Consider the following 21,631-nt stretch of genomic DNA (forward strand, 5'->3'; position numbering starts at 1 on the left):
TCTCGAAACATCAATAGTTTGTTTCTATGTCATGAATGCTTTGAAATGATTAGAAATATTGTAGTCGAGAATTTCTCGATTTCTGTGGTGGATTTCACAACCAGCGATCGCCGGTTTACTATGCATTGGCTTTCATCTGTTGGCGTTGTTGCCATTTTTCTGCAAATTTGGCACGTCTTTCGGGAGTGAGCGCTTCAATACAGTAGGGGCAAGAAATCCCAATTTCATAGGCTTCTGTCGCTTTATCTTCTGCATCAATAGGATGGCCGCAGGCATAGCATAATTCATATTCGCCTTCTTCTAGGCCATGTTTAACGGTGACACGTTCATCGAAAACAAAGCATTCACCTTCCCACAAACTTTGCTCTTCGGGGACTTCTTCTAGATATTTTAAAATGCCGCCTTGGAGATGGTAGACCTCTTGAAAGCCTTGCTGGAGAAGATAGGATGTCGCTTTTTCACAGCGGATGCCACCAGTACAAAACATGGCGACTTTTGGATTTTGAGCTGGATCTAGGTTTTCGGAAACGTATTGGGGGAAGTCGCGGAAGGATTTTGTGTTGGGATTTTTAGCGCCTTGGAATGTGCCAATACTTATTTCGTAATCATTGCGGGTATCGACGAGGGTAACTTCGGGATCTTGGATCAGCTCATTCCATTGGCTAGGAGAAATATATTTGCCCACTTGCTCACTGGGTTTTGCATCAGGTTGACCGAAGGTGACAATTTCTTTTTTGAGGCGAACTTTAAGGCGTTTAAAGGGCGCTTTCTGGGCAGTGGAAATTTTATGGGTGAGGTCTGCTAGCCGGCGATCGCCCCTCAAGAAATCCAACATGGCTTGGATCGAAGTTTCAGTGCCAGCAATAGTGGCATTAATTCCTTCTGAAGCGAGGAGGATTGTACCCAAGATATTTTGCTCAGCGGCAAAATTGTAGATGGGCTGTTGTTGCTCTTTATAGTCGGTAAATTCAAAGAATTTATAAAAAGTGATTACAACAAAATCCTTCATTGGATACATGATTTTAGCGGAACGGTTTTATTTTAACTGGCGGTGTGTTGAATCTGGCGGAGAATTAAATACTCCATAATTGGGGTTGGAATGATATTCTCGGTAATCGTTTTGATTTTCTGAATTTTTAGTTTTCGGTCTTTAGATTTATGGTTCTGGCATCTCCTCAAAAACGTTTGGCTGATTTTTTGCGATCGCTGCCATTTTCAGTGGAGGAATTACCGTCGGAAACTTGTTTGGTTGGGGGTGCTGTGCGGGATGCGTTATTACAGCGGCAGAGCCAATATATTGATTTCGATTTTGTATTGCCAGAGCGAGCAGTGGAGACGGCGCGGGAAATTTCCCAGCGATATAAAGCGGGATTTGTGGTGCTCGATCCTGAACGAAATATTGCACGAGTGGTTTTTCCGCAGGGAACGCTCGATTTTGCGCAGCAGGAAGGTCATAGTCTCGAAACAGATCTCTACCGCCGGGATTATCGTGCCAATGCGATCGCCTACCATATTCGCTCAAATCATCTGATCGACCCTCTGAAAGGGTTAAATGACCTCGATAATCGCGTTTTGCGAATGGTAGCGGCTGAAAATTTAGTCGATGATCCATTGCGATTGTTGCGAGCCTATCGTCAGGCAGCACAGCTTGGATTTTCGATTGATGCGACAACCCGCTTGAAATTGCGGGAATATGCACCTTTAATCGAAAATATTGCAGCAGAACGAGTTCAACATGAATTGAATTATTTGCTTGAACACGCGGTAGGCGATCGCTGGTTGAAAGCAGCCTATGAAGACGGCATTTTAAATTATTGGCTACCAACCGTGTCGCAAGAAAATATTGTGACACTCCAGCGTATTCAACCGATTTGGCAACAGCTCACCGCGAAATTTCCAGCCTTTCAAGAGCATCCCTTGTGGCTCTACTGGGCGAAATTGACTTGCCTTGCTGGTAGTACTCCAGAAACAGCCCAAAAAACGATTCTTAAGCTTAAATATTCGCGTCAAGAGCTACGGATTGTGGTACTAGTCGCCGAAGTGTTGCCGCAGCTAATGGCGATCGCCACTGAACCGATGACCCTCCGTGAGCAATACCTATTCTTTCAAAACATCAAAACCCATTTTCCTGTAGCGGCTATTGTTGCCCAAGCCTATGGCATAGACAGCCACCATCTTGCTCCTCTCCTCAGCCGTTATTTTGACCCGACAGATCAAGTTGCTCACCCCAAACCTCTTCTCACGGGCAAAGACTTAATTCAGCAGCTCGATCTCCAACCCAGCCCTCAAATTGGTTATCTCCTCACCGAAATTCATGTCGCTTATATCGAGGGGGAAATTCAGACCAAGGATGAGGCAATCCAATGGGGGCGATCGCTACTCGAGACAATGCCTTAAAACAAAATTTTTGCCATAAAAAATCCCCCAATTTCTTGAAGGATAAAACTGCATGTACTGCAAATGAAATATTTGATAGCTGATTAACGCTCTGATTACTTCTGGAACTTATTCCGCAAGAAAATAGCAGTACCATTCATAAACAACAACACACACATCAAAACAATAATCCCCGCCGCTGCAGCCGTATGGAATTCCGTCTGGGGGCGAGAAACCCAATTAAAGATCTGAATTGGCAAAGCTGTAAACGGTGTTTGTAAACCTTCGAGACCCAAAGGTGGCAAAAAGGCAATAAACGTCAAGGCACCAATCGTAATCAGTGGAGCAGTCTCACCAATTGCCCGTGAGAGAGCCAAAATAGTACCAGTCAAAATACCGGGCAATGCTAGAGGAAAAATCTGTTCGCGCACCACTTGCCATTTTGTAGCGCCCAGTGCCAAACCAGCCTGACGCAGACTATCCGGTACTGCCTTTAGAGCCTCGCGTGTCGAGACGATTACGATTGGCAAAATCAATAGACTTAATGTCATTGACCCCGCCAACACACTCCGTCCACCAGTGATTGGTTCAAGAACCCGTACAAAAATTTCTAAACCTAACAGACCATAAATAATCGAAGGGACAGCCGCCAAATTATTGATATTGATATCAATAATTTTGGTGAAAATATTATCTGTCGAAAATTCCTCAAGGAAAATTCCCGCACCAACACCTAACGGAAACGTGATAATTGCTGTGATACTCATGAGCCAAATCGTGCCAATCAGCGCTGATTTTAAACCAGCTTCGGCAGGACGACGGGAAGGGAACTCTGATAACAGAGTCCAATCTAGGCGTGGCAAGCCATCATGGACAACATCAATTAGCAAGACGATCAAAACGAGAATGCTAAAGGCAACAGCTGCCCAGCTTGCCGTCGCAAAAATTTTGTCCCAAAAATAGCGCTTATTGAGTTGGGCATCATACAAGCTATTGCCATTATCGAGTGCAGAGGATTTTGAAGTATTCATTCGTATTTCTGTCTAAAACGGCGGACAAACCAGTAGCTCAAAATATTTAAGCTCAGCGTAATTAGGAAGAGTGTTAAACCGACGGCATAAATCGTTTTAAAGGCAAGACTACCTGCTGCTGCATCTCCCAAGCTGACCTGCACGATAAATGCAGTCATCGTCGACACGGATTCAAGGGGATTGAAGTTTAAGGTGGTGCTTTGACCTGCGGCAATAGTGACGATCATCGTTTCACCGATCGCCCGCGAAATTGCCAAGATAAAAGAGGACACAATCCCAGACAATGCGGCAGGTAAAACAACATTTGTAATCGTTTCACGCTTCGTTGCACCTAAACCATAAGAACCTTGCCTAAGGCTATCGGGCACAGCATAAATTGCATCTTCACTGAGGGATGCAACCAGTGGCAACACTGACACACCAAGGACTAAACCAGCACTTAATGCATTAAATGGCTGAATTCCAGGGATTAATTTCTGGAGAAGCGGTGTCACAAAAAGTAGTGCGAAGTAACCATAAACCACACTCGGAATGCCTGAAAGAATCTCAAGGGCTGGTTTGAGCCATTTACGTACTTTTTTGGGCGCATATTCGCTAAGACAAACAGCTGCTAACAACCCTAAAGGTAATGAAACGCATAGTGCAATGCAGGTCGTCATTAAAGTTGAGGTGACCAAGACAGAAATACCAAAGCTCTTATTAAAAAACAATGGTGTCCATTTTGTGTCGGTTAAAAACTGAGACAGAGGAACTTCTTGGAAAAATCCTGCGGCATCAATCACAAGGGTGAAAACAATGCCAAATGTGGTGAATACTGAAATAACAGCAAATAGGCCAAAGATACCTACAATGAGGCGTTGTGACCATTTACTGGCAGTACGATTGGCTCGCCAAAGATCGGCGTTTACCAACTTTGGGAAAGGACTTATGGTCATAGAACGTTAATAGCTTAATGTTTCATCTGACAGGCGATCGCCCCACAAAAAGGAGCGAAGCGGGAAACTTGAGAAAAGACAAACTTCCAATCAAGATTCCCATAGAAAGAGCAGAACCACAAAAACAGAAAAAGGAGCGATCGCCAACACACTAGATATCGGCTCCACTCCCTCAAACTATTTTAGGAATCTAGAGAACTTCATCAAGCTTCACACCAACGGTAGAACCACCACCGAAGATAGAACCCACAGTTTTCTCCTCAATACGAGTTATAGCCTTACTGTAAATTTCAGAAGACATTGCAACATAACCAACCTCAGAAACCAGACTGCCATTCTCTTCCTGCATATAGAAGTCAACAAATGCAGAAACTTCAGGACGCTCTAGCGCATCAGTGCTCACATAGATAAAGATAGGACGCGCAAGAGGCTGATAAGTTGTGTCATCTACAGTTGCCACACTAGGTGCAACACAACCTTCACCATTAGCTGCATCTTCATCATCAACCTCTACAGCACGAAGACGATCTACGTTCTCTTCAAAGTAAGCAAGACCGAAGTAACCGAGAGCACCAGTATCTTGGGCAACACCTTGTACAACAACATTGTCATCCTCACTGGCAGTATAGTCACCACGGCTGAGACCTTCATCACCATTAATTGCATCAGTGAAGTAGTCGAATGTACCAGAATCAGTACCAGGACCATAGAGAGTCAAAGGCTGATCAGGGAAACCCTCACGAACCTGGCTCCAGTTATCAATAGTGCCCTCAGCATCAGGAGACCAAATTTTGGTGAGTTCTGCAGTTGTTAAGCACATTGCCCAATCATTTTCGAGGTTCGCAACAACTGAGATTGCATCATAAGCAACAGGAATCTCAATGTACTCAATACCGCCTTCTTCGCAGAGCGCGATTTCAGACTCTTTGATAGGACGAGAAGCATCGGAAATGTCAGTTTCACCAGAACAAAATTTCTTGAAACCACCACCAGTACCAGAAACACCAACGGTGATACGAACATCAGGATTTGCCTTCTGAAATTCCTCAGCCATTGCCTCGGTGATAGGGAAAACTGTACTAGAACCATCGATAGCAACACTACCTGAAAGCCCAGAACCAGCTTCTTCAGTAGTTTCTTCAGTTGTATCAGTACCTTCAGAAGTATCGGTAGCAGGTTGGTCACCACCACAAGCGCCTAGCATTGTGATGAGAGCCAAACTCGAAAGGCCTAAAGACCAAGCGCGGAAGCGAGTGGCTTGCTGTTTCATAATATCCTCTGTGTGCAATTAAAAAATGTGAGATCAAGCCTAATTAGACCCAAACAATATATTGAATTAAGCAAATACAGCAAAGTACTAGAAAGTCCATTTCTAAGTACATCACTTTATAACTTACTCATCAATCTCAGTTATTAAATAAAAACCGAGTTCATTTACGTTTCAGAATGGTTATACCACATGCAAACAAAGATGTGATCATTCTCACAGCTTTTTCTGAAAGTTTCTATAATGCAAGAACTTAAAGCTTAAATGATCATGTTTTTTAGGTTAAGCAGAGTTTAAATCCAGCCTCATAAAAATGCCTTTTTGCATAGAGAATAAACAATGGCGTCAATAGAATTAGCATTGTTTTACCTTTATAAAATCCAGCTACATCATTAGAATTCACATTTTAAAATCCGGCGAATATTTACAATCAAGAAGACAAAATAAGATTCAAATTCTTATATGGGATATTTATCAAAAATAGCTCCCGAAAAATATATATTTTTCGGGAGCTATTTTCTAGGCAAGCTAATTTGACAAACAACAAACCAAAGCCTGTTATATTCAAGTATTCATTATTGCAATAGATCAGATAGAGAAAAACAGCCACCCTCCCAAAGTTTCGGAATAGGATAGCTGACTTTATCTCTGGATTTTGACTTTATAAGCAAAACCCAAAACATTTAGTTGGTTAAATGCTCTGGAAAATTTTCTATAGAACAACGGCCTCTAAAGATTGATTCTCAAGTTGCCAAGAAGCTAAGTCTGCTAGAGAGCGATCGCGGTAAACTCCATAACGTTCTTTTTTGCTACGAACACGTTCAGCTAAGGCAGGAATGATCCCAAAGTTTGGTGGCATCGGTTGGAAATGCTTTGGTGATGCAGAATGAATGAAATCAAATAAAGCTCCCATCATTGTGGTGTTAGGCATAGTTAAAGTTGATAAGCTTTTGGCTAAACGTGCAGCATTGGTTCCAGCTAGCCAACCACCAGCTGCAGCTGCGGTATATCCTTCTGTTCCGATTAACTGACCAGCAGCCAACAGAGTTGGGCGTTTGGTGAACTGTAGGGTTGCATCTAGAAGTTCGGGCGAATTTAGAAAGGTATTACGATGCATCACGCCCATCCGAACAAATTCGGCATTTTCTAGTGCAGGGATCATTCGGAATACTCGTTTTTGTTCACCCCATCGCAAATTTGTCTGGAAGCCCACCATATTCCACAGCTGACCTTGTTTATCTTCCTGTCGAAGCTGGACGACAGCGTAGGGTTTTTTCGATTTATTTTCAGGAGCGCGAAAATCGCCGAGGCGAGCATCAAAAAGTCCAACGGGCTTCAGAGGACCATAACGCATTGTGTCTTCTCCCCGTCGCCCAAGTTCTTCGATAGGCAAACATCCTTCAAAAAATTTGGCGCTTTCTTGTTCAAAGTCTTTTAATTCTGCTTGTTCGGCGGCGCATAGTGCTTCCCTAAAACGAAGATATTGCTCTTTGTTCATTGGGCAATTTAAGTAGGCGGCTTCACCTTTGTCATAACGGGAAGCGAGAAATGCAACATCGCGATCAATACTTTCACCAACAATAATTGGGCTGGCCGCATCGAAAAAGCTCATATATTCCATGCCCGTAAACTGTTGAAGCTCTTTAGCAAGATCGGCGCTTGTTAAGGGACCTGTAGCTAAAACAGTAATTCCTTCGTTGGGAATGCGATTAAGGGGTTGACGATAAAAGCTGACAAGGGGATGGCTTGAAAGTTTGCGGGTGAGATCCTTACTGAAAATGGCACGGTCAACGGCTAAAGCTCCCCCAGCTGGCACCCGATGTTCATCTGCTGTAGCAATAATGACTGAGCTTAAACGGCGTAACTCCTCATGCAATAGTCCAGAAGCGCGATCGCTAGATTGAGCGCCAAATGAGTTGCTACAGACTAATTCTGCTAATTCCTCAGTATGATGGGCTGGACTTTTTTCAACTGGTCGCATTTCATAGAAATCGACGGGAACGCCTGCTTGGGCGATTTGCCAAGCGGCTTCTGTACCTGCTAGTCCACCACCAATAACTGTAACGAGAGGAATTGAAGATGTCATAGGTATTTTCGTTAACGTGCGTTTAAGTGATTTATTTTTGCAGCCTTCTATTGTATCTGTTTTGTCGAAAGAGATAAAAAGTCACAAAAAAAACCGCCATCGAGGCGGTTTCTATCTCAAATTTTGGAAAAGTCTATTAGAAAAATGTAATTATTTGGCGATCGCCACAGGGCTATCAGCACCTTCCGTCTGTAGGACTGGGATAATCTCATCTGATTCGCTCGAATCAGATACTTCGGGTGCACTACCTAAAGCAAGCCGATTACAGGGGATCGTATCAGACAAAATTGCGCTAGCCATCATACCGGTATGAATTTCAAGAATTGCGTGGGATACCGCTTCAAAAACAAGACGTTGACCGGGAAAGACGACTCGTTCAAAATACCAGTCTTCTATATTTGTGATGCGAGCAACTTGAATTTGGCTCGTCGCGTTTATATAACAACAAAGTGAAATTTTGTTCTTATCTTCTGGAAGGGGATCAAGTATTTGAGCCATAACTCTACCGGATAAGTATTTAAAGTAAGTTTTCTATTAATTACTAACAAGCTAACACTTTCTGATCCCAAGTCGCTGTAAAGCTCAATACAATCAGTAATTCTAGTGTTTAGATTTCAGCTCTATCACACAACAGTCATTGATTAAGAAAAATGTATTTAGACTTACTTTTTTCTGGACAATCAGAGCTGTTTTGAAGTTTTCCTAAATCTCTATTTAATGACTAAACGTTGAAATTGTTTACGTTGACGATTGTCCACGCTTCAATCAGTTGCCACTCATAGCTCAAACATCGTTTTTTGTCATGGCATCGAAATAAATGTATAGCAGAAGACTATCGGGACTAAGTTATTAAAACAAAATTAAGATTCTGGGCTTGTGCCGTATCAATTTCGAATTAAGAATTGACAATATTTGAATTAATGAGATCTTTATAAATTCCGAATCACAGAAGTGTAAAGAATAAGATTTTTTGCCTAGTCCAAGATGTTTAGAAGCACGTTGAGATTTAAAGAAGAAATCAAGTTCTCTCTCAATCCATATTTGAAATTGCCATAAATGCATGAGACTTTACTAAATAAGCTTATTCCGAACTGAGAAAGAGTCGTGAGGTGTTATGGGGAAAGAACAAAGTAAGGCGATCACCCGGTCTAAGGAACGGGAGCCATTAAGCAGCTTAGTTTTGTACAGAGCCTTGAAGTGGGCAATTGTACAGCCAATCCTATCCAGTTACTTCCGTTGTCATGTAACTGGATTAGAAAACGTACCTCAAAAAGGAGGTTTCATTGCCGTTAGCAACCACGCCAGTAATTTTGACCCTCCCATCCTTGCCGCAACAGTTTGTCGTCCTATCGCCTTTATGGCAAAAGAAGAATTGTTTCGGGTGCCAATTCTCAAACAGATCATGCTTACTTATGGTGCTTATCCCGTTAGACGGGGAGCCAGCGATCGTTCAGCTATCCGTGCAGCACTAGCCTCGCTTGAAGCTGGATGGGGAGTCGGTATTTTTTTACAAGGTACCCGAACCAAAGATGGTCGCATCACATCCCCAAAATCTGGAGCTGCCCTCATTGCCGCTAAAGCTCAGGTTCCTTTAGTACCCATTAGCCTCATTGGCACGGAAGGTATTCTCAAAGAAAGTAGTCTTTTTCCTCGGCCAGCAGCGATAACTGTGCGTATTGGTGAGGCGATCGCCCCTCCTTCCACCGTGGCCAAACCCGCCCTCACCACGACAACAGAAGTTTGTGCAGAACGTATCAATGAATTACACACAAAAGGTCGTTAATACTCTCCACACAGTATGAACTGGTCAATTCTTACAAAATGTCTTTCTAGACAATCTCTTTAATTAATCACGATCCCACCCACCTATTACAGGGTGCAAAGTATGCAGACATCTCGTCTAGGGAATTGCTACACTCATGATATTGAAGGCTATTGGGTCGTGATTGGCGCATTAGAAGCAGACAAGTTTACCCACCACTCCCACAGAAAAAATGCCAATAACAAAAATCTCCCTGAAAGCTTTTTATTTGTGGTGTATCATTTCAAACAGATAGTTGCATCATATACAAATACATCTACCAACCCTTTCGACCAGAACTCAGTATTCAACCCTTATATATACTGATTCCATATCCTCAATATATAAAAGCTAAATTCCTGCGGTTTACTTAACCCATGTCCGATTCTAAACAGCAATTTAAGATAAATTTTTGGGGAGTACGTGGGAGTATTCCTTGCCCTGGAGCTGAAACAGTTCGGTATGGCGGTAACACACCTTGCATTGAGATGGTGGCAGGTAATGAACGTCTGATTTTTGATGGTGGTACGGGCCTAAGAGTTTTGGGTCAATCCCTAATGAGCCAACTACCCGTTGAAGCTCATATGTTTTTCACCCACTCCCACTGGGATCACATTCAAGGTTTCCCCTTTTTTGTGCCAGCTTTTGTAAAGGTCAATAAGTTCAATATCTATGGGGTCGTCGCACCAAATGGTGCCACTATCAAGCAACGTCTCCATGACCAAATGCTCCACCCAAATTTTCCTGTACCGCTACAGATTATGCAGGCAGATTTGAAATTCTTTTCCCTTGAAATTGGTGAGTCCCTTGAAATTGGGGATGTTGTCATTGAGAACGCAAAGCTAAATCACCCTGGAGAAGCCGTTGGCTACCGTGTGAGCTGGCGCGGCATATCAGCAGCTTATATTACTGATACGGAACATTATCCAGATCATATTGATGACCAGGTTTTAAAGCTGGCGGATAATGCAGATGTTGTGATTATCGATGCTGCTTATACAGACAATGAGTACCATGATCCAAAATCCAGCAAAGTAGGCTGGGGTCACAGCACTTGGCAAGAAGCAGTGAAGGTTGCGAAGGCCGCGAATGTAAAGCAACTAGTTATTTTTCATCATGATCCACTCCATAATGATGATTTTCTCGACAAAATAGCAGAAGAAGCAGCTTCTGAGTTTTCAAATACAGTTTTAGCTCGCGAAGGAATGTCCATTGTCTTGAATCCTACAGACGGAGCAGAAGGGAACCAGGCAGAGGGTTCTGAAAAGCTATCTGTTTAACTCGGTATAGAATATAAAGAAATATTTCGGGCTTTGAAACGTGCGGGTAGTATCTTCGGGCATTGAGGCGGTTACGCCCACTAGTATCGCTTTAGGTAATTTTGATGGATTGCATCGTGGTCATCAGTGGGTTATCGAGCCGGCGATCGCCTATGCCCATAAAGAACCCCAAGCAATAGCTATTGGACATTCCTCCACAGGACAGCCGACAAGATTATGTCCAACTGTTGTAACGTTTGATCCCCACCCCCGAGAATTTTTTTCTGGTAATCCAAAACGTCTGCTCACGCCTCTCACAGAAAAAATAGAATTGCTTTCGCAGTTAGGCATTGAACAATTAATTTTGTTGCCTTTTGATCGTGAGCTTGCAGCTCTGACTCCACGAGAATTTATTTCAGAAATATTAGTGAAAAGGCTCAAAACTGAAAGTATTAGTATTGGGGTCGATTTTTGTTTTGGTCAAGATCGCAGTGGTAATTCTACCGATTTGAGGGCGATCGCCACCGAATCGGGTATCGAAGTGAATATCGCACCTTTATTTAAAGAAGATGGCGATCGCATTAGTAGCTCAGCGATTCGACAAGCCCTCACGAATGGGCAACTTGAGCAAGCAAACGCTATGTTAGGAAGAGCATATCGCTTACAGGGAGAGGTGATTCATGGCCAAAAACTAGGGCGGAAAATTGGCTTTCCCACAGCTAATCTTGAGTTGCCAAGCACAAAATTCTTGCCAAAATATGGCGTGTATGGCGTGCAGGTTTGCGGACAATCTTTTCAACAAGACCAGTGGGGAATACTAAATATTGGTTGTCGTCCAACTGTTGATCCCAAGGCAGAAAACCCGACCGTCGAAGTACATCTTTTTAACTATGATCAGCAGCTTTACGGTGAAATCCTAACCCTTAAACTTTTACACTACATTCGACCAGAACGAAAATTCGCTTCCCTTGAACAATTGCAAGCCCAAATAAAACAGGATTGCGATCGCACCAAAAAACTACTTAATCTGACCTAGACATAATGAAAGAACGAGTTCGTGACCTGACCGATAACCTCTCAAAAACCATTGTCGGTAAAGAGGATGCCATACGGCTTGTTCTCGTCGCCATGCTGAGCGGCGGTCATGTCTTGCTCGAAGACGTTCCGGGCGTCGGTAAAACATTATTGGCGAAATCCCTTGCCCGTTCAGTCAACGGTAAATTTCAGCGCATTCAATGTACGCCTGACTTACTTCCGAGTGATATTACAGGCACAAATATTTGGAACCCTAATAATCGCGAATTTGAATTTTTATCGGGTCCAATCTTTGCCAATGTTTTACTCACAGACGAAATTAACCGCGCGACTCCCCGTACCCAATCAGCTCTCCTTGAAGTTATGGAAGAGCAACAGGTAACAGTAGATGGTGAGGCTCGTCAGGTTCCTAAACCATTTTTTGTAGTCGCGACCCAAAATCCAGTCGAATACCAAGGCACATTTCCCTTACCAGAAGCGCAAATGGATCGCTTCATTCTCTCTCTTAGTCTTGGCTACCCTGGATTTTCGGAAGAAGTAGATATGCTTCAGATGCACCAATCTCGTATCAAACCTGAACAGTTAGAGCCTTGTATTTCCCCTGATGAGGTACGACAGCTACAGACGGAAGTGCAAAAGATTCACGTCGAAAAATCAATTCAAGAATATATTGTCAAAATTGTGCAGAAATCCCGTAATTATGAGGGGATCATTCTTGGCGTCAGTCCTCGAGGCACAGTAGCTCTCCAGAGGGCTGCTCAAGCTTATGCTTATTTGGCCGATCGTGATTTCATTTTGACTGATGACATTAAATACTTAGCGCCTTTTGTCCTTGCCCATCGCGTAATTGTCTCTGGTGGAAAAAGTGCAAAGGATGTGATTAACACTCTTGTGGCAACGATTTCCGATCCCTCGACACCTGAAAGTGGCTATAGTCTTCCAACTGCCTAGGAACGCCATGTTAAGATTGGTGAAGTTTTATTAGAGCTAATGGGTATCTTTAATGTTCGGTAAGATTTCGCTTGGCAGTGTTGGGTTGGTCGTTGGAGGCATCCTCTCTGTTATTGGTTTTGCGGCCTACGGCTTTGGAAATGCAACGCTTAATTTGGCAGGTATGTTTTACGGCGTTCCGATTCTGTTGGGAGGCTTAGCGCTCAAGGCAGCCGAGATTAAACCAACTCCCTATAGTTCGGACTTATCTGATGATGTGCTCTCTCTTCGAGAAGCTCAGGCAACGGATACACAGCAACAAATTCGTAAAGATATTACCCGCTACCGTTATGGTCAGGATTGTCATCTGGATGATTCTTTGGAGCGTTTAGCTTTAAGCCCTACAGATGAGGAACGACCTTCTCTCCATCATCTTCGTGAAGAATCCCATGATGGTCAGTATGCTTTGGTTTTAGAGTTTTATTCGCCGTTATTTTCGTTAGAAGAGTGGCAAAAACGTCAGGAAAAAATCGAGCGTTTCTTTGGGCCTGATGTGAAGGCCGTGATTGTCCAACCAGAGGAAAACGAAATCGAGTTAGCCCTTGTTCGGACAGCTGCTTAGACATGATGACTCCATCTAACTTTAGGGAATTACTAAGTATTGCTAAGTAAATTTGGCATTAGTTCACATCTAAGCAAAACTTGAATACTATACGACACCGTTAATTTGTTTATAAATCCCCCTACCTAATATTTAGGAGTCAGAATTTATGTCTTTAGTTCTTACCCTTGCTGCAGCTGTGCCTCCCACATTGGAATGGAGCCCCAAGGTTGCAGTCGTTATGATCATTTGCAACATCTTGGCGATCGCACTCGGCAAGGCAACAATCAAAAATCCTTCTGCAGGCCCCGCACTACCAATGCCAGAAATGTTTGGTGGCATGGGTTTTCCCGCACTTTTGGCAACTACAAGCCTAGGTCATGTCATCGGAGTTGGCGCGATTCTTGGGTTGGCTAGTGCAGGCGCAATCTAGACGCTGTTAAATGCCTTTTTCTTTTGTTTTGTGACAGTATTTCTAATCTCCTGAGGGTTCGCCTTCAGGAGATTTTTTTCGTTTCTGAACAAGAGAACCTCGCTGACTTTGTCGAGAGCCAATGTCCCCTAAGCCAGGATAGCGTTTCTTTGGGTTGATTTGAACTTTGCTGAAGGGATGCCATTTTGCTTTAGCTCCTTCGTCGCTTTGCCACCAACGTAGGATAATACCAACGCAAAAGCCGCTAAGAGCCCCAAAAAAAATACTAAGCAAAATACCATATCGCAACACGATAAAAGCAACAAGAAAAACAATTGATGCGAGTAGTCCACCTCGTACCCCTTTCGGTTGGGCTTTTTTTTTCTTTTTCTTTGCCATTGTGGTTACGAGAGTTGCAGAAATTTAAACAATTTCGTAAGGATAATCATCGTCTAAAAACTGCGTGTCACAATCGGTTTAGAGCAGCCAGTCGTGCAGATATTCTATGCCACATTTAGCCCACCCCTTTACTCAAATTGCAGTGATTCTTGCCATTGCTTCTAGTTTAGGGGCGATCGCCGTGTGGTTAAAGCAGCCATTAATTATGGCGTTTATCGCGGTTGGAATTTTAATTGGCCCTTCGGGGTTTTCGATTGTCAGCAGCACGGAGGAAGTGGAGTTGTTGGCGGAGCTGGGCATCGCAGTGCTGCTGTTTGTCGTTGGGCTAAAGCTAGAACCGAATGAGATTAATGCTGTTGGCTCAGTAGCAGTAATCACGGCAGTGGGTCAAATGGCATTGACGGGAGGCTTCGGCTACTTACTTTGTTGGGTAATGGGAATGTCACCCATCGCTGCATTTTATGTGGCGATCGCCTTAACTTTTTCTAGCACAATTATTATCGTCAAATTATTGTCCGATAAAAAAGAAATTGATGCGCTCCATAGTCGAATTGCTGTCGGTGTACTGATTGTGCAGGATATTGCTGTCGTACTACTGATGATTATTTTGTCGGCATTTGGCGATGGGGAGCAAAGTTTAGGACGCTCATTATTATTCGTTTCTTTGCGGGGAGCTGCCTTTCTCGGTTCTCTAACTCTAATCACAAAATTCATTCTGCCGAAACTGCTCCATGGCATTGCTCGATCAACCGAATTGCTCCTGATTTTTGCGATTACCTGGGCGATCGTTCTTGCCTCAGTGGGAGATTTTTTAGGATTTAGCAAAGAAGTTGGTGCATTTATGGCAGGCGTTTCCCTCGCAGCCACACCTTATCGTCTGATTATTGCCCCTCGGTTAGTGAGTTTACGGGATTTTTTACTCCTATTCTTTTTTATTAACCTCGGCATCCACATCGAAATCACTGATTTTCTCAACCAGCTTTTTCCCGCTTTAATTCTGTCTGCATTTGTTCTGATTACGAAGCCAATAATGGTAATGGCTTTAGTCGGAATGCTTGGTTACAAAAAATATACCAGTGTTATTACTAGTCTATCCTTGGGGCAAATTAGCGAATTTTCACTGATTTTGGCAGGGTTAGGGGTAAGTTTAGGTCATATTTCTAGTGAAACCAGCGGATTAATTACTTTAATTGCCTTAATCACCATGGGTCTATCAACCTATATGATTTTGCGCTCCAGCCTGATTTACGAACGATTTTCGCCTTGGTTTAATTGGGTTGAACGAAAAATGCCTCACAAAGAAGATGCCACGGGAATTACTGAATTTGAGGAGCTGGATGTAATCGTCTTTGGTTTGGGACGATATGGAGGCAGTTTAATCCAAGATTTAGAGCAACTAGGTGTCAAAGTATTAGGCGTAGATTTTGATCCAGAGCTCGTCAATTTTTGGCGATCGCAGGGAGTGATGACCTTTTACGGTGATGCTGAAGATCCGGAGTTCCCTGCCGTTCTTCCGCTGAATAAAGTTTATTGGATTATTAGTACCTTGCCAGGTTTAGATATGGGCCTCAAATTGCTCCATCATCTAAAGCATCACAATTACACCGGAAAAATTGCCCTTACCAGTCACACACAGCAAGAAAGCTATCCTCTTCAAAAAGCAGGCGCTGATTTGGTACTCATGCCTTTTCGAGATGCCGCAGTGGAAGCAGCCAGGGTATTGCACAAAAATCTAGATTTTGTGACTGGTTCAGACATTGCTCCCCATATAAGAGATAATTCGCAGAGGGTACAATCTTGATACTTGTTCCCAATGTTGGGGCGACCGACTGCTGCATCAATACTTTGCCAACTAACGGTTTCTATGATTAGTCGTTTTAATATTCCGGTCATTCTTGAGGGTTATTCCCAAGGGTATTTTTTGATGTCGGATGATAATGACAACCTTGGCTGGTATTCAAGTCGGCAACGAACTTTGATCCCTCTCGATGAGCGTTTTCGCTACCCAAAATCTTTGCGACGTGTTTTAAATAAAAAAGAGTTTACGCCAGCCATTAACCAAGCATTCAAAGAAGTTTGTCACGGCTGTGCAGATCGAGATACCACTTGGATTTCACCGGAGCTAATGGATATTTATTTTGCACTGCATAAGGCAGGATATGCCCATAGCTTTGAAACATGGCAGGGCGATCGCCTTGCAGGTGGTGTTTTAGGCATTGTGATTGGTGGGGCATTTATTGGGGAATCGATGTTTTTTAATATCCCCGATGGCTCAAAAGTTGCAATGGTTTTACTCGTCAATCACCTCAGAACACAAGGGTTTAAGTTATTTGATGCCCAGCTGCAAAACCCTCACTTAGAGCGGTTTGGTTCCTACGTGATTAGCAACATTGAGTATCGGCAAATCCTTCAACAAGCCATAAAAATGCCCTGCAAGCTTTAAGCTGACAGAGCTGATTTTTAGTGGCGTTTTTTTAGATTAATATTCTTCAGATTAGGCAAGACTCAACATAATGAGTTGTCTTTTTTGGAGCGATCGCACATCATCCAAACTAAACTCAGTATTTTCGAGAAGGGAAGCGATAGTACATTGACCATCACAGGCTGACATAAAGTCATACTCAGCGTCTGTAACTTTTGTGAGACGGTAGTCAAAGTCAAAGAATGCTTTGCTCGGCCAGCCATTTAAACAGGGATGGACTTCGGCGATCGCCTCACTCAAAAGATCATCATCAGACCAATCAGTTGTTTCGAATGGTGGTTTATATAAGAAAAATTCGTAGTGACTAATGGTCGTGTCCAAAAGCTCAATCAAGCGATAGCGATCACGTTCACTGAGACCCTTGGCTCGTTCAATTAAATCAGGCGATTTACCAACTAAGCGTTCTAGATCCCACACCGGCGGATTCGAAAAGCCAACAAACTCCAGACCCGATGCGTCAATTAGTTCAAAAAGAGTATGGATATTGTAGTCCGTTTCCTGTGGATGAACATACATGTCTGCAAAAGAAGCATCGCGGTGATTTTCTAAAGACCAGCGTTCTTTGTCATATTGAACTAGACGACTATTTTCCGGCAGACTCCCAAAAATATCTCGACCAACTTTGACACCATCAACATAATCACCTCGCTTCTCTCCTTGGAACAGGGCGATCGCCTCTTGCATCAGTTGAATTTCCCAGCGGCCCAACTCCGCATACACAAAAATGTGAAACAAACCACCCGGTGCCACTTTTTTGGCTAATGCTTGAATGCCTTGAACTGGATCTGGCATGTGGTGGAGCACACCAACGCAATTAATGAGATCAAATTCACCTTCTAATTCTGCTGCTTGCTCAATCGGTAGCCGTTGGAATGTCACAGGTGCTTGATGATTTTGCCTGACTCCGGACTGATTACAGCGCTTCTCTGCAACCTCTAAAGCCCCTTCACTGAGGTCGATCCCATAGATTTCTGCTTCTGGATTGAGATGAAGTAAATACTCTGTGCCAACGCCCGTTCCACAACCTGCATCAAGAATTCGAGGATTGTTACGAGCTGGCTTACGACCTGCACAAAAACTATAGGCCGCTTGCCAATGCCAACGCCAGTTATAGCCTGGAGGTGGCTCGTCTAATAAAGGCTCTGGCGGAAAAGGATAGGTATTGTAAAGTTCACGGACAGCCTGTTGACGAGCTTCGGAATTATTCATCTGAGAAAGAACGACTCAATCCTTAAAATTTGGCAAGATAATCTACCAGAGAAACAGGACGCCGCCCATTGTGCAACTTCGATCCCCGCTTTTATTGATTTTTTGAAATATTTTTTAATAAAGTCGTTCTCAATACCTGAAACGTTTTACTCTAAGAGCTAGCAAATAGATAAACATCTCATTTTTTAAAACAGCCTCTGGGAGAAACGCTCGCACAAGACCATCTAGCACTTCTGCCCACTTTCTCCCAAACAGCCCATTATAAATTGAACATTTTGATTGGAGATAGTTGAAAGTCCATGACGATTAGAGCCAGCGGTGGTAGCTCATTGGCCCGCCCCCAGTTATATCAAACCGTTCCTCTCTCTAATATTTCTCAGGCAGAGCAACAAGATCGGTTCCTCGAAACTGGTGAATTGACCTCCCTTGATACCTATTTCACTTCTGGGCTCAAACGTTTGGCGATCGCCGAAGCGATTAAACAGAGTTCCCAGTTAATCGTTTCTCGGGCAGCGAACCGGATTTTCACCGGTGGCTCTCCCCTTGCCTATCTCGAAAAACCAGCATTCGATCCCAACGAAAAATCATCATTTGATCTCGCAGGCCAATTCAGCGCCGATGGTGCTAGTGCTGCGAATGATGATGACAGCCTCTTCTCTGGCGTTCGCGGTTTATTTCTCGGTTCCTCTGGCGGTAGAATTCCAGCTGGCTTCCGACCCATTAGTGTTTCGCGCTATGGTCCCCGCAACATGACCAAATCCTTGCGGGATATGGCTTGGTTCTTACGCTACACAACCTATGCCATTATCGCCGGAGACCCTAGTATTCTCGTTGTGAATACTCGTGGTCTTAAAGAAATTTTGGAAAATGCTTGCTCCATTCCCGCAACGGTTGTTGCCTTACAGGAAATGGCTGCTGCTTCCCGCGATTTATTCCGTGGTGACAATGAAGCACAGGGAATTGTTAATCAATACTTCAGCGTTCTAATCACAGAAGTTCAAACCCAGTCTCCAAACAACAAGCTTCGCCAAAGACCATCTTCTGATCAGCAGGGCTTAGAGTTACCTCAGAGCTACTTCAATGCTGCTGAAAATCGTCAGAAATTTGTCATGAAGCCGGGCTTATCGGCTATTGAGAAAAATTCTGTCGTTAAGGCTGCTTACCGTCAGGTTTTTGAACGCGACATCACTCGCGCCTATAGCCAATCTATTTCTTACCTTGAGTCCCAGGTGAAGAATGGCGACATTTCGATGAAGGAATTTATTCGTCGTCTTGCAAAATCGCCTCTCTACCGAAAGCAATTCTATGAGCCTTTCACTAACAGTCGTGCTCTTGAATTGGCGTTCCGTCATATTTTGGGTCGCGGACCTTCTTCCCGTGAAGAGGTACAAGAATATTTCTCCATCGTTTCCAATGGTGGTCTTCCCGCGCTAATCGATGCTCTGATTGATTCGCAGGAGTACGGAGATTATTTCGCAGAAGAGACTGTACCTTACATCCGTGGTCTCGGTCAGGAAGCACAAGAATGTCGTAATTGGGGCATGCAACAAGAGCTATTTAAATACAGTGCGCCTTTCCGCAAGGCTCCTCAATTCCTAACCACATTCGCGAGCTATAACAACCCCCTACCTGACCAACATGTATATGGCTCTGGTAACGACTCTTTAGAAATTCAATTCGGCGCAATTTTCCCGAAAGAAACTCGTAATCCCAGCAGTAGTCCTGCTCCCTTCAGCAAGGATACTCGTCGCGTCTTAATTCACCGTGGCCCCGGCATCAATAATCAGCTTAGCAATCCTGGAGCGCGTCCAGCTCATCCTGGGACTCTCGGAGCAAAGGTTTTCCGTCTTAATAATGAATTACCTGTTTCTGGTAAATCAAACCCTAGTATCAGCTTCTCTGAAAGTGAAACTCAGAAGGTGATTGCGGCAGCTTACCGCCAAGTCTTTGGTCGGATGGTTTACGATGGTCAGCGCCAAACTTCAGCAGAAGCAAGGCTTGAGAACGGCGATATTACACTCCGTGATTTTGTTCGGATCTTGGCGAAGTCAGATGTTTTCCGTAAAACATATTGGACCTCTCTCTATGTTTGTAAAGCTGTAGAGTACGTCCATCGTCGTCTACTTGGTCGCCCAACTTACGGTCGCAAGGAAATCAATAGCTACTTTGATCTCTGCGCCAAACAAGGTTTCTATGCATTGGTTGATGCCATCATCGACAGTGAGGAATATAAAGAAGCATTTGGCGAAGATACTGTTCCTTATGAACGTTACTTGACGCCTGGTGGCTATGCCCTCCGTCAAAGTCGCCCTGGCGCGATTCGCGAAGATATTGGCGCGAATGTGCAAGTTGAGAAGACTCCTCGCTTTATTGAGCTTGGAACTTCTAGCACGAAGAACTTACCTGTCACAGACATGGGCGATCGCATCAGTCAGGGGGTCACGGTTCAGCGAGATCAAGTTAAGGTATTCAAACTCACTGACACCTTTAATAAGGTTGAGCTCAAGAATGCGACTGCTGCGGCATATCGCCAGATCTTTGAGCGCGATATTGACCCCTACATTGTTGAAGTTCAATTTACAAGTCTAGAAAGTCGTCTTGGCAACCGTGAAATCACGATGAAGGAATTCATCGAAGCTCTAGGTTGTTCTGAGCTGTATCAGAAGGAATTCTATACTCCTTATCCCAACACTAAAGTGATTGAGATGGGTACTAAGCACTTCCTTGGACGCGCTCCACAGGATCAGAAGGAGATTCGGAAGTATAACCAAATTCTTGCGGCAGAAGGCCTAAAGGCTTTCATTGGTGCAATGGTTAACAGCATGGAATACGCAGAAAACTTCAATGAGGATGTTGTACCTTACCGTCGCTACCCAACTCTTCCTGCGGCAAACTTCCCCAATACGGAGAAGCTCTACAACACTTTGACAAAGCAAAATTCAGATGTTGTTGTTCCTAGTTTTGAGCCTGCAGTAAAACGCTAAAACTTTGCGAATAAAGTTTTCCAAATCTTCTGGGAAGCTTTCAAAACGACAATACAGATCTAAAAAACCTCTCAGATATCTGGGAGGTTTTTCTTATTCAAAAGATTTTTGTGGATTGAATGAGATCTCAAAGAAACTCAAAAGATGAGCTTATTTAGAAATCTCGAGGATGTAAGAATCACGAGCTGTAGAACTTTCGAAGTTTCCAACAAAGATTTCATAATTACCTTCTTGGCTCCATACACCACCAATTTCAGCGGGAATGCCAGCTGCGGCGATCGCACAGAAAGGACTAGCGCTTGGGTCACTCGCGTTTTTGATCATTAAAGTGTAGGGAACGGTTGTGGCGCCAGTCGGATTCGTTACACGGATTTTCATGGAAACGATATTGTCAGCACTCACTGAAAAGGTATGGTTTGGTCTATTAGACATCCAGCCACAACCAGTACTATCCTGTGTTCCGCCTGCTGTGCCGCTAATTTGACCAGAGAAAGGCTTACCATTAGCTAAAATATCTAGTCCAGAACCGCTTGATGCAATTGTAAATGTAGAGGGTTGGGCGATCGCCGGAGCTGTGGCAAGAAAAAATGCACCACTGGCAACCGCAGCTAGGGTAAAAAGAGAAGAAAATTTGGTCATTGTTTTGGTAAGCCCAAAGACTTATTGAGGAGTTTGCTTTCCAAGGAGATTCACTCCCTAGGCACCTAGATGGTGAAAGTGGCTAAAAAGTTCCAAATGAACAACGGTAAATTTAGACAGATTAGGTTTAGAATAACTCGTTCAACGAAGGGAACACTCTGTTGGTTACTGTTGTTATTGATCTA

18 protein-coding genes and 2 pseudogenes are annotated in these 21,631 nt (G+C 43.6%); 11 read left to right on the top strand and 9 right to left on the bottom strand.

Annotated elements, in window-relative coordinates:
• Positions 1–118 precede the first annotated feature (118 nt).
• On the bottom strand, positions 119–1,009 hold the full coding sequence (locus tag LEPTO7376_RS14340) for a rhodanese-related sulfurtransferase (RefSeq protein ID WP_041763634.1): 891 nt from the start codon (positions 1,007–1,009) through the stop codon (positions 119–121).
• Between the two features lie 149 nt (positions 1,010–1,158).
• Here LEPTO7376_RS14340 and LEPTO7376_RS14345 point away from each other — a divergent pair, with 149 nt between their 5' ends.
• Complete coding sequence (locus LEPTO7376_RS14345) at positions 1,159–2,397, top strand: CCA tRNA nucleotidyltransferase (RefSeq protein WP_015134886.1); 1,239 nt, start codon at positions 1,159–1,161, stop codon at positions 2,395–2,397.
• 95 nt (positions 2,398–2,492) lie between these two features.
• Here the strand turns inward: LEPTO7376_RS14345 and pstA are convergent, their stop codons facing one another.
• The 5 genes from pstA to LEPTO7376_RS14370 all read right to left on the bottom strand — a co-directional run bounded on the left by pstA (position 2,493) and on the right by LEPTO7376_RS14370 (position 8,193).
• Positions 2,493–3,407: a phosphate ABC transporter permease PstA gene (pstA, locus tag LEPTO7376_RS14350; RefSeq protein ID WP_015134887.1), complete on the bottom strand. Its 915-nt coding sequence runs from the start codon at positions 3,405–3,407 to the stop codon at positions 2,493–2,495.
• A complete protein-coding gene (pstC, locus tag LEPTO7376_RS14355; RefSeq protein WP_015134888.1) occupies positions 3,404–4,342 on the bottom strand; it encodes a phosphate ABC transporter permease subunit PstC in 939 nt (312 codons plus the stop codon). Before pstC ends, pstA begins: the two co-directional genes overlap by 4 nt.
• 190 nt (positions 4,343–4,532) lie before the next feature.
• Positions 4,533–5,612 carry a PstS family phosphate ABC transporter substrate-binding protein gene (locus tag LEPTO7376_RS14360; RefSeq protein WP_015134889.1) on the bottom strand — a complete coding sequence of 360 codons (1,080 nt, stop codon included), beginning with the start codon at positions 5,610–5,612 and terminating at the stop codon, positions 4,533–4,535.
• Positions 5,613–6,321: 709 nt separating this feature from the next.
• A complete protein-coding gene (trmFO, locus tag LEPTO7376_RS14365; protein WP_015134890.1) occupies positions 6,322–7,695 on the bottom strand; it encodes an FADH(2)-oxidizing methylenetetrahydrofolate--tRNA-(uracil(54)-C(5))-methyltransferase TrmFO in 1,374 nt (457 codons plus the stop codon).
• Between the two features lie 150 nt (positions 7,696–7,845).
• Entirely contained in the window at positions 7,846–8,193 is a 348-nt protein-coding gene (locus tag LEPTO7376_RS14370; protein ID WP_015134891.1) for a DUF1830 domain-containing protein, read from the bottom strand.
• Positions 8,194–8,809: 616 nt separating this feature from the next.
• On the opposite strand from LEPTO7376_RS14370, the gene LEPTO7376_RS14375 reads away from it, so the two are divergent.
• The 6 genes from LEPTO7376_RS14375 to psaK all read left to right on the top strand — a co-directional run bounded on the left by LEPTO7376_RS14375 (position 8,810) and on the right by psaK (position 13,754).
• The gene (locus LEPTO7376_RS14375) at positions 8,810–9,478 is read left to right on the top strand and encodes a 1-acyl-sn-glycerol-3-phosphate acyltransferase (protein WP_015134892.1); all 669 of its coding nucleotides are present in this window, start codon (positions 8,810–8,812) and stop codon (positions 9,476–9,478) included.
• Between the two features lie 395 nt (positions 9,479–9,873).
• Complete coding sequence (locus LEPTO7376_RS14380) at positions 9,874–10,776, top strand: MBL fold metallo-hydrolase (RefSeq protein ID WP_015134894.1); 903 nt, start codon at positions 9,874–9,876, stop codon at positions 10,774–10,776.
• A 40-nt stretch (positions 10,777–10,816) separates the two neighbouring features.
• Positions 10,817–11,791 (top strand): bifunctional riboflavin kinase/FAD synthetase, encoded by a 975-nt coding sequence (locus LEPTO7376_RS14385; protein ID WP_015134895.1) that lies wholly within the window; start codon positions 10,817–10,819, stop codon positions 11,789–11,791.
• Positions 11,792–11,796: 5 nt separating this feature from the next.
• Positions 11,797–12,741 carry a MoxR family ATPase gene (locus LEPTO7376_RS14390; protein WP_015134896.1) on the top strand — a complete coding sequence of 315 codons (945 nt, stop codon included), beginning with the start codon at positions 11,797–11,799 and terminating at the stop codon, positions 12,739–12,741.
• A 52-nt stretch (positions 12,742–12,793) separates the two neighbouring features.
• Positions 12,794–13,342, top strand: coding sequence for a DUF2854 domain-containing protein (locus LEPTO7376_RS14395; RefSeq protein ID WP_015134897.1), 549 nt, complete (start codon positions 12,794–12,796; stop codon positions 13,340–13,342).
• Positions 13,343–13,490: 148 nt separating this feature from the next.
• Entirely contained in the window at positions 13,491–13,754 is a 264-nt protein-coding gene (psaK, locus tag LEPTO7376_RS14400) for a photosystem I reaction center subunit PsaK (protein ID WP_015134898.1), read from the top strand.
• Between the two features lie 42 nt (positions 13,755–13,796).
• Here the strand turns inward: psaK and LEPTO7376_RS14405 are convergent, their stop codons facing one another.
• Entirely contained in the window at positions 13,797–14,132 is a 336-nt protein-coding gene (locus LEPTO7376_RS14405) for a hypothetical protein (RefSeq protein WP_015134899.1), read from the bottom strand.
• A 106-nt stretch (positions 14,133–14,238) separates the two neighbouring features.
• Here LEPTO7376_RS14405 and LEPTO7376_RS14410 point away from each other — a divergent pair, with 106 nt between their 5' ends.
• A complete protein-coding gene (locus tag LEPTO7376_RS14410; protein ID WP_015134900.1) occupies positions 14,239–15,933 on the top strand; it encodes a cation:proton antiporter in 1,695 nt (564 codons plus the stop codon).
• Between the two features lie 63 nt (positions 15,934–15,996).
• Positions 15,997–16,575, top strand: a complete 579-nt coding sequence (gene aat / locus LEPTO7376_RS14415; protein ID WP_041763637.1) for a leucyl/phenylalanyl-tRNA--protein transferase — start codon at positions 15,997–15,999, stop codon at positions 16,573–16,575.
• Between the two features lie 51 nt (positions 16,576–16,626).
• Here aat and LEPTO7376_RS14420 read toward each other — a convergent pair whose 3' ends face one another.
• Complete coding sequence (locus LEPTO7376_RS14420) at positions 16,627–17,823, bottom strand: bifunctional 2-polyprenyl-6-hydroxyphenol methylase/3-demethylubiquinol 3-O-methyltransferase UbiG (RefSeq protein ID WP_015134902.1); 1,197 nt, start codon at positions 17,821–17,823, stop codon at positions 16,627–16,629.
• A gap of 299 nt (positions 17,824–18,122) precedes the next feature.
• On the opposite strand from LEPTO7376_RS14420, the pseudogene LEPTO7376_RS29120 reads away from it, so the two are divergent.
• Together LEPTO7376_RS29120 and LEPTO7376_RS14425 are read left to right on the top strand one after the other, a co-directional pair.
• Positions 18,123–18,386, top strand: a pseudogene (locus LEPTO7376_RS29120) (hypothetical protein); the annotation flags it as partial.
• Positions 18,387–18,518: 132 nt separating this feature from the next.
• A pseudogene (locus LEPTO7376_RS14425) lies at positions 18,519–20,807 on the top strand (phycobilisome rod-core linker polypeptide); the annotation flags it as partial.
• Positions 20,808–20,957: 150 nt separating this feature from the next.
• On the opposite strand, the gene LEPTO7376_RS14430 reads toward LEPTO7376_RS14425, so the two are convergent.
• On the bottom strand, positions 20,958–21,446 hold the full coding sequence (locus LEPTO7376_RS14430) for a hypothetical protein (RefSeq protein WP_015134904.1): 489 nt from the start codon (positions 21,444–21,446) through the stop codon (positions 20,958–20,960).
• Positions 21,447–21,631 lie beyond the last annotated feature (185 nt).

The sequence above is a fragment of the [Leptolyngbya] sp. PCC 7376 genome (assembly GCF_000316605.1).
GTDB lineage: Bacteria > Cyanobacteriota > Cyanobacteriia > Cyanobacteriales > MRBY01 > MRBY01.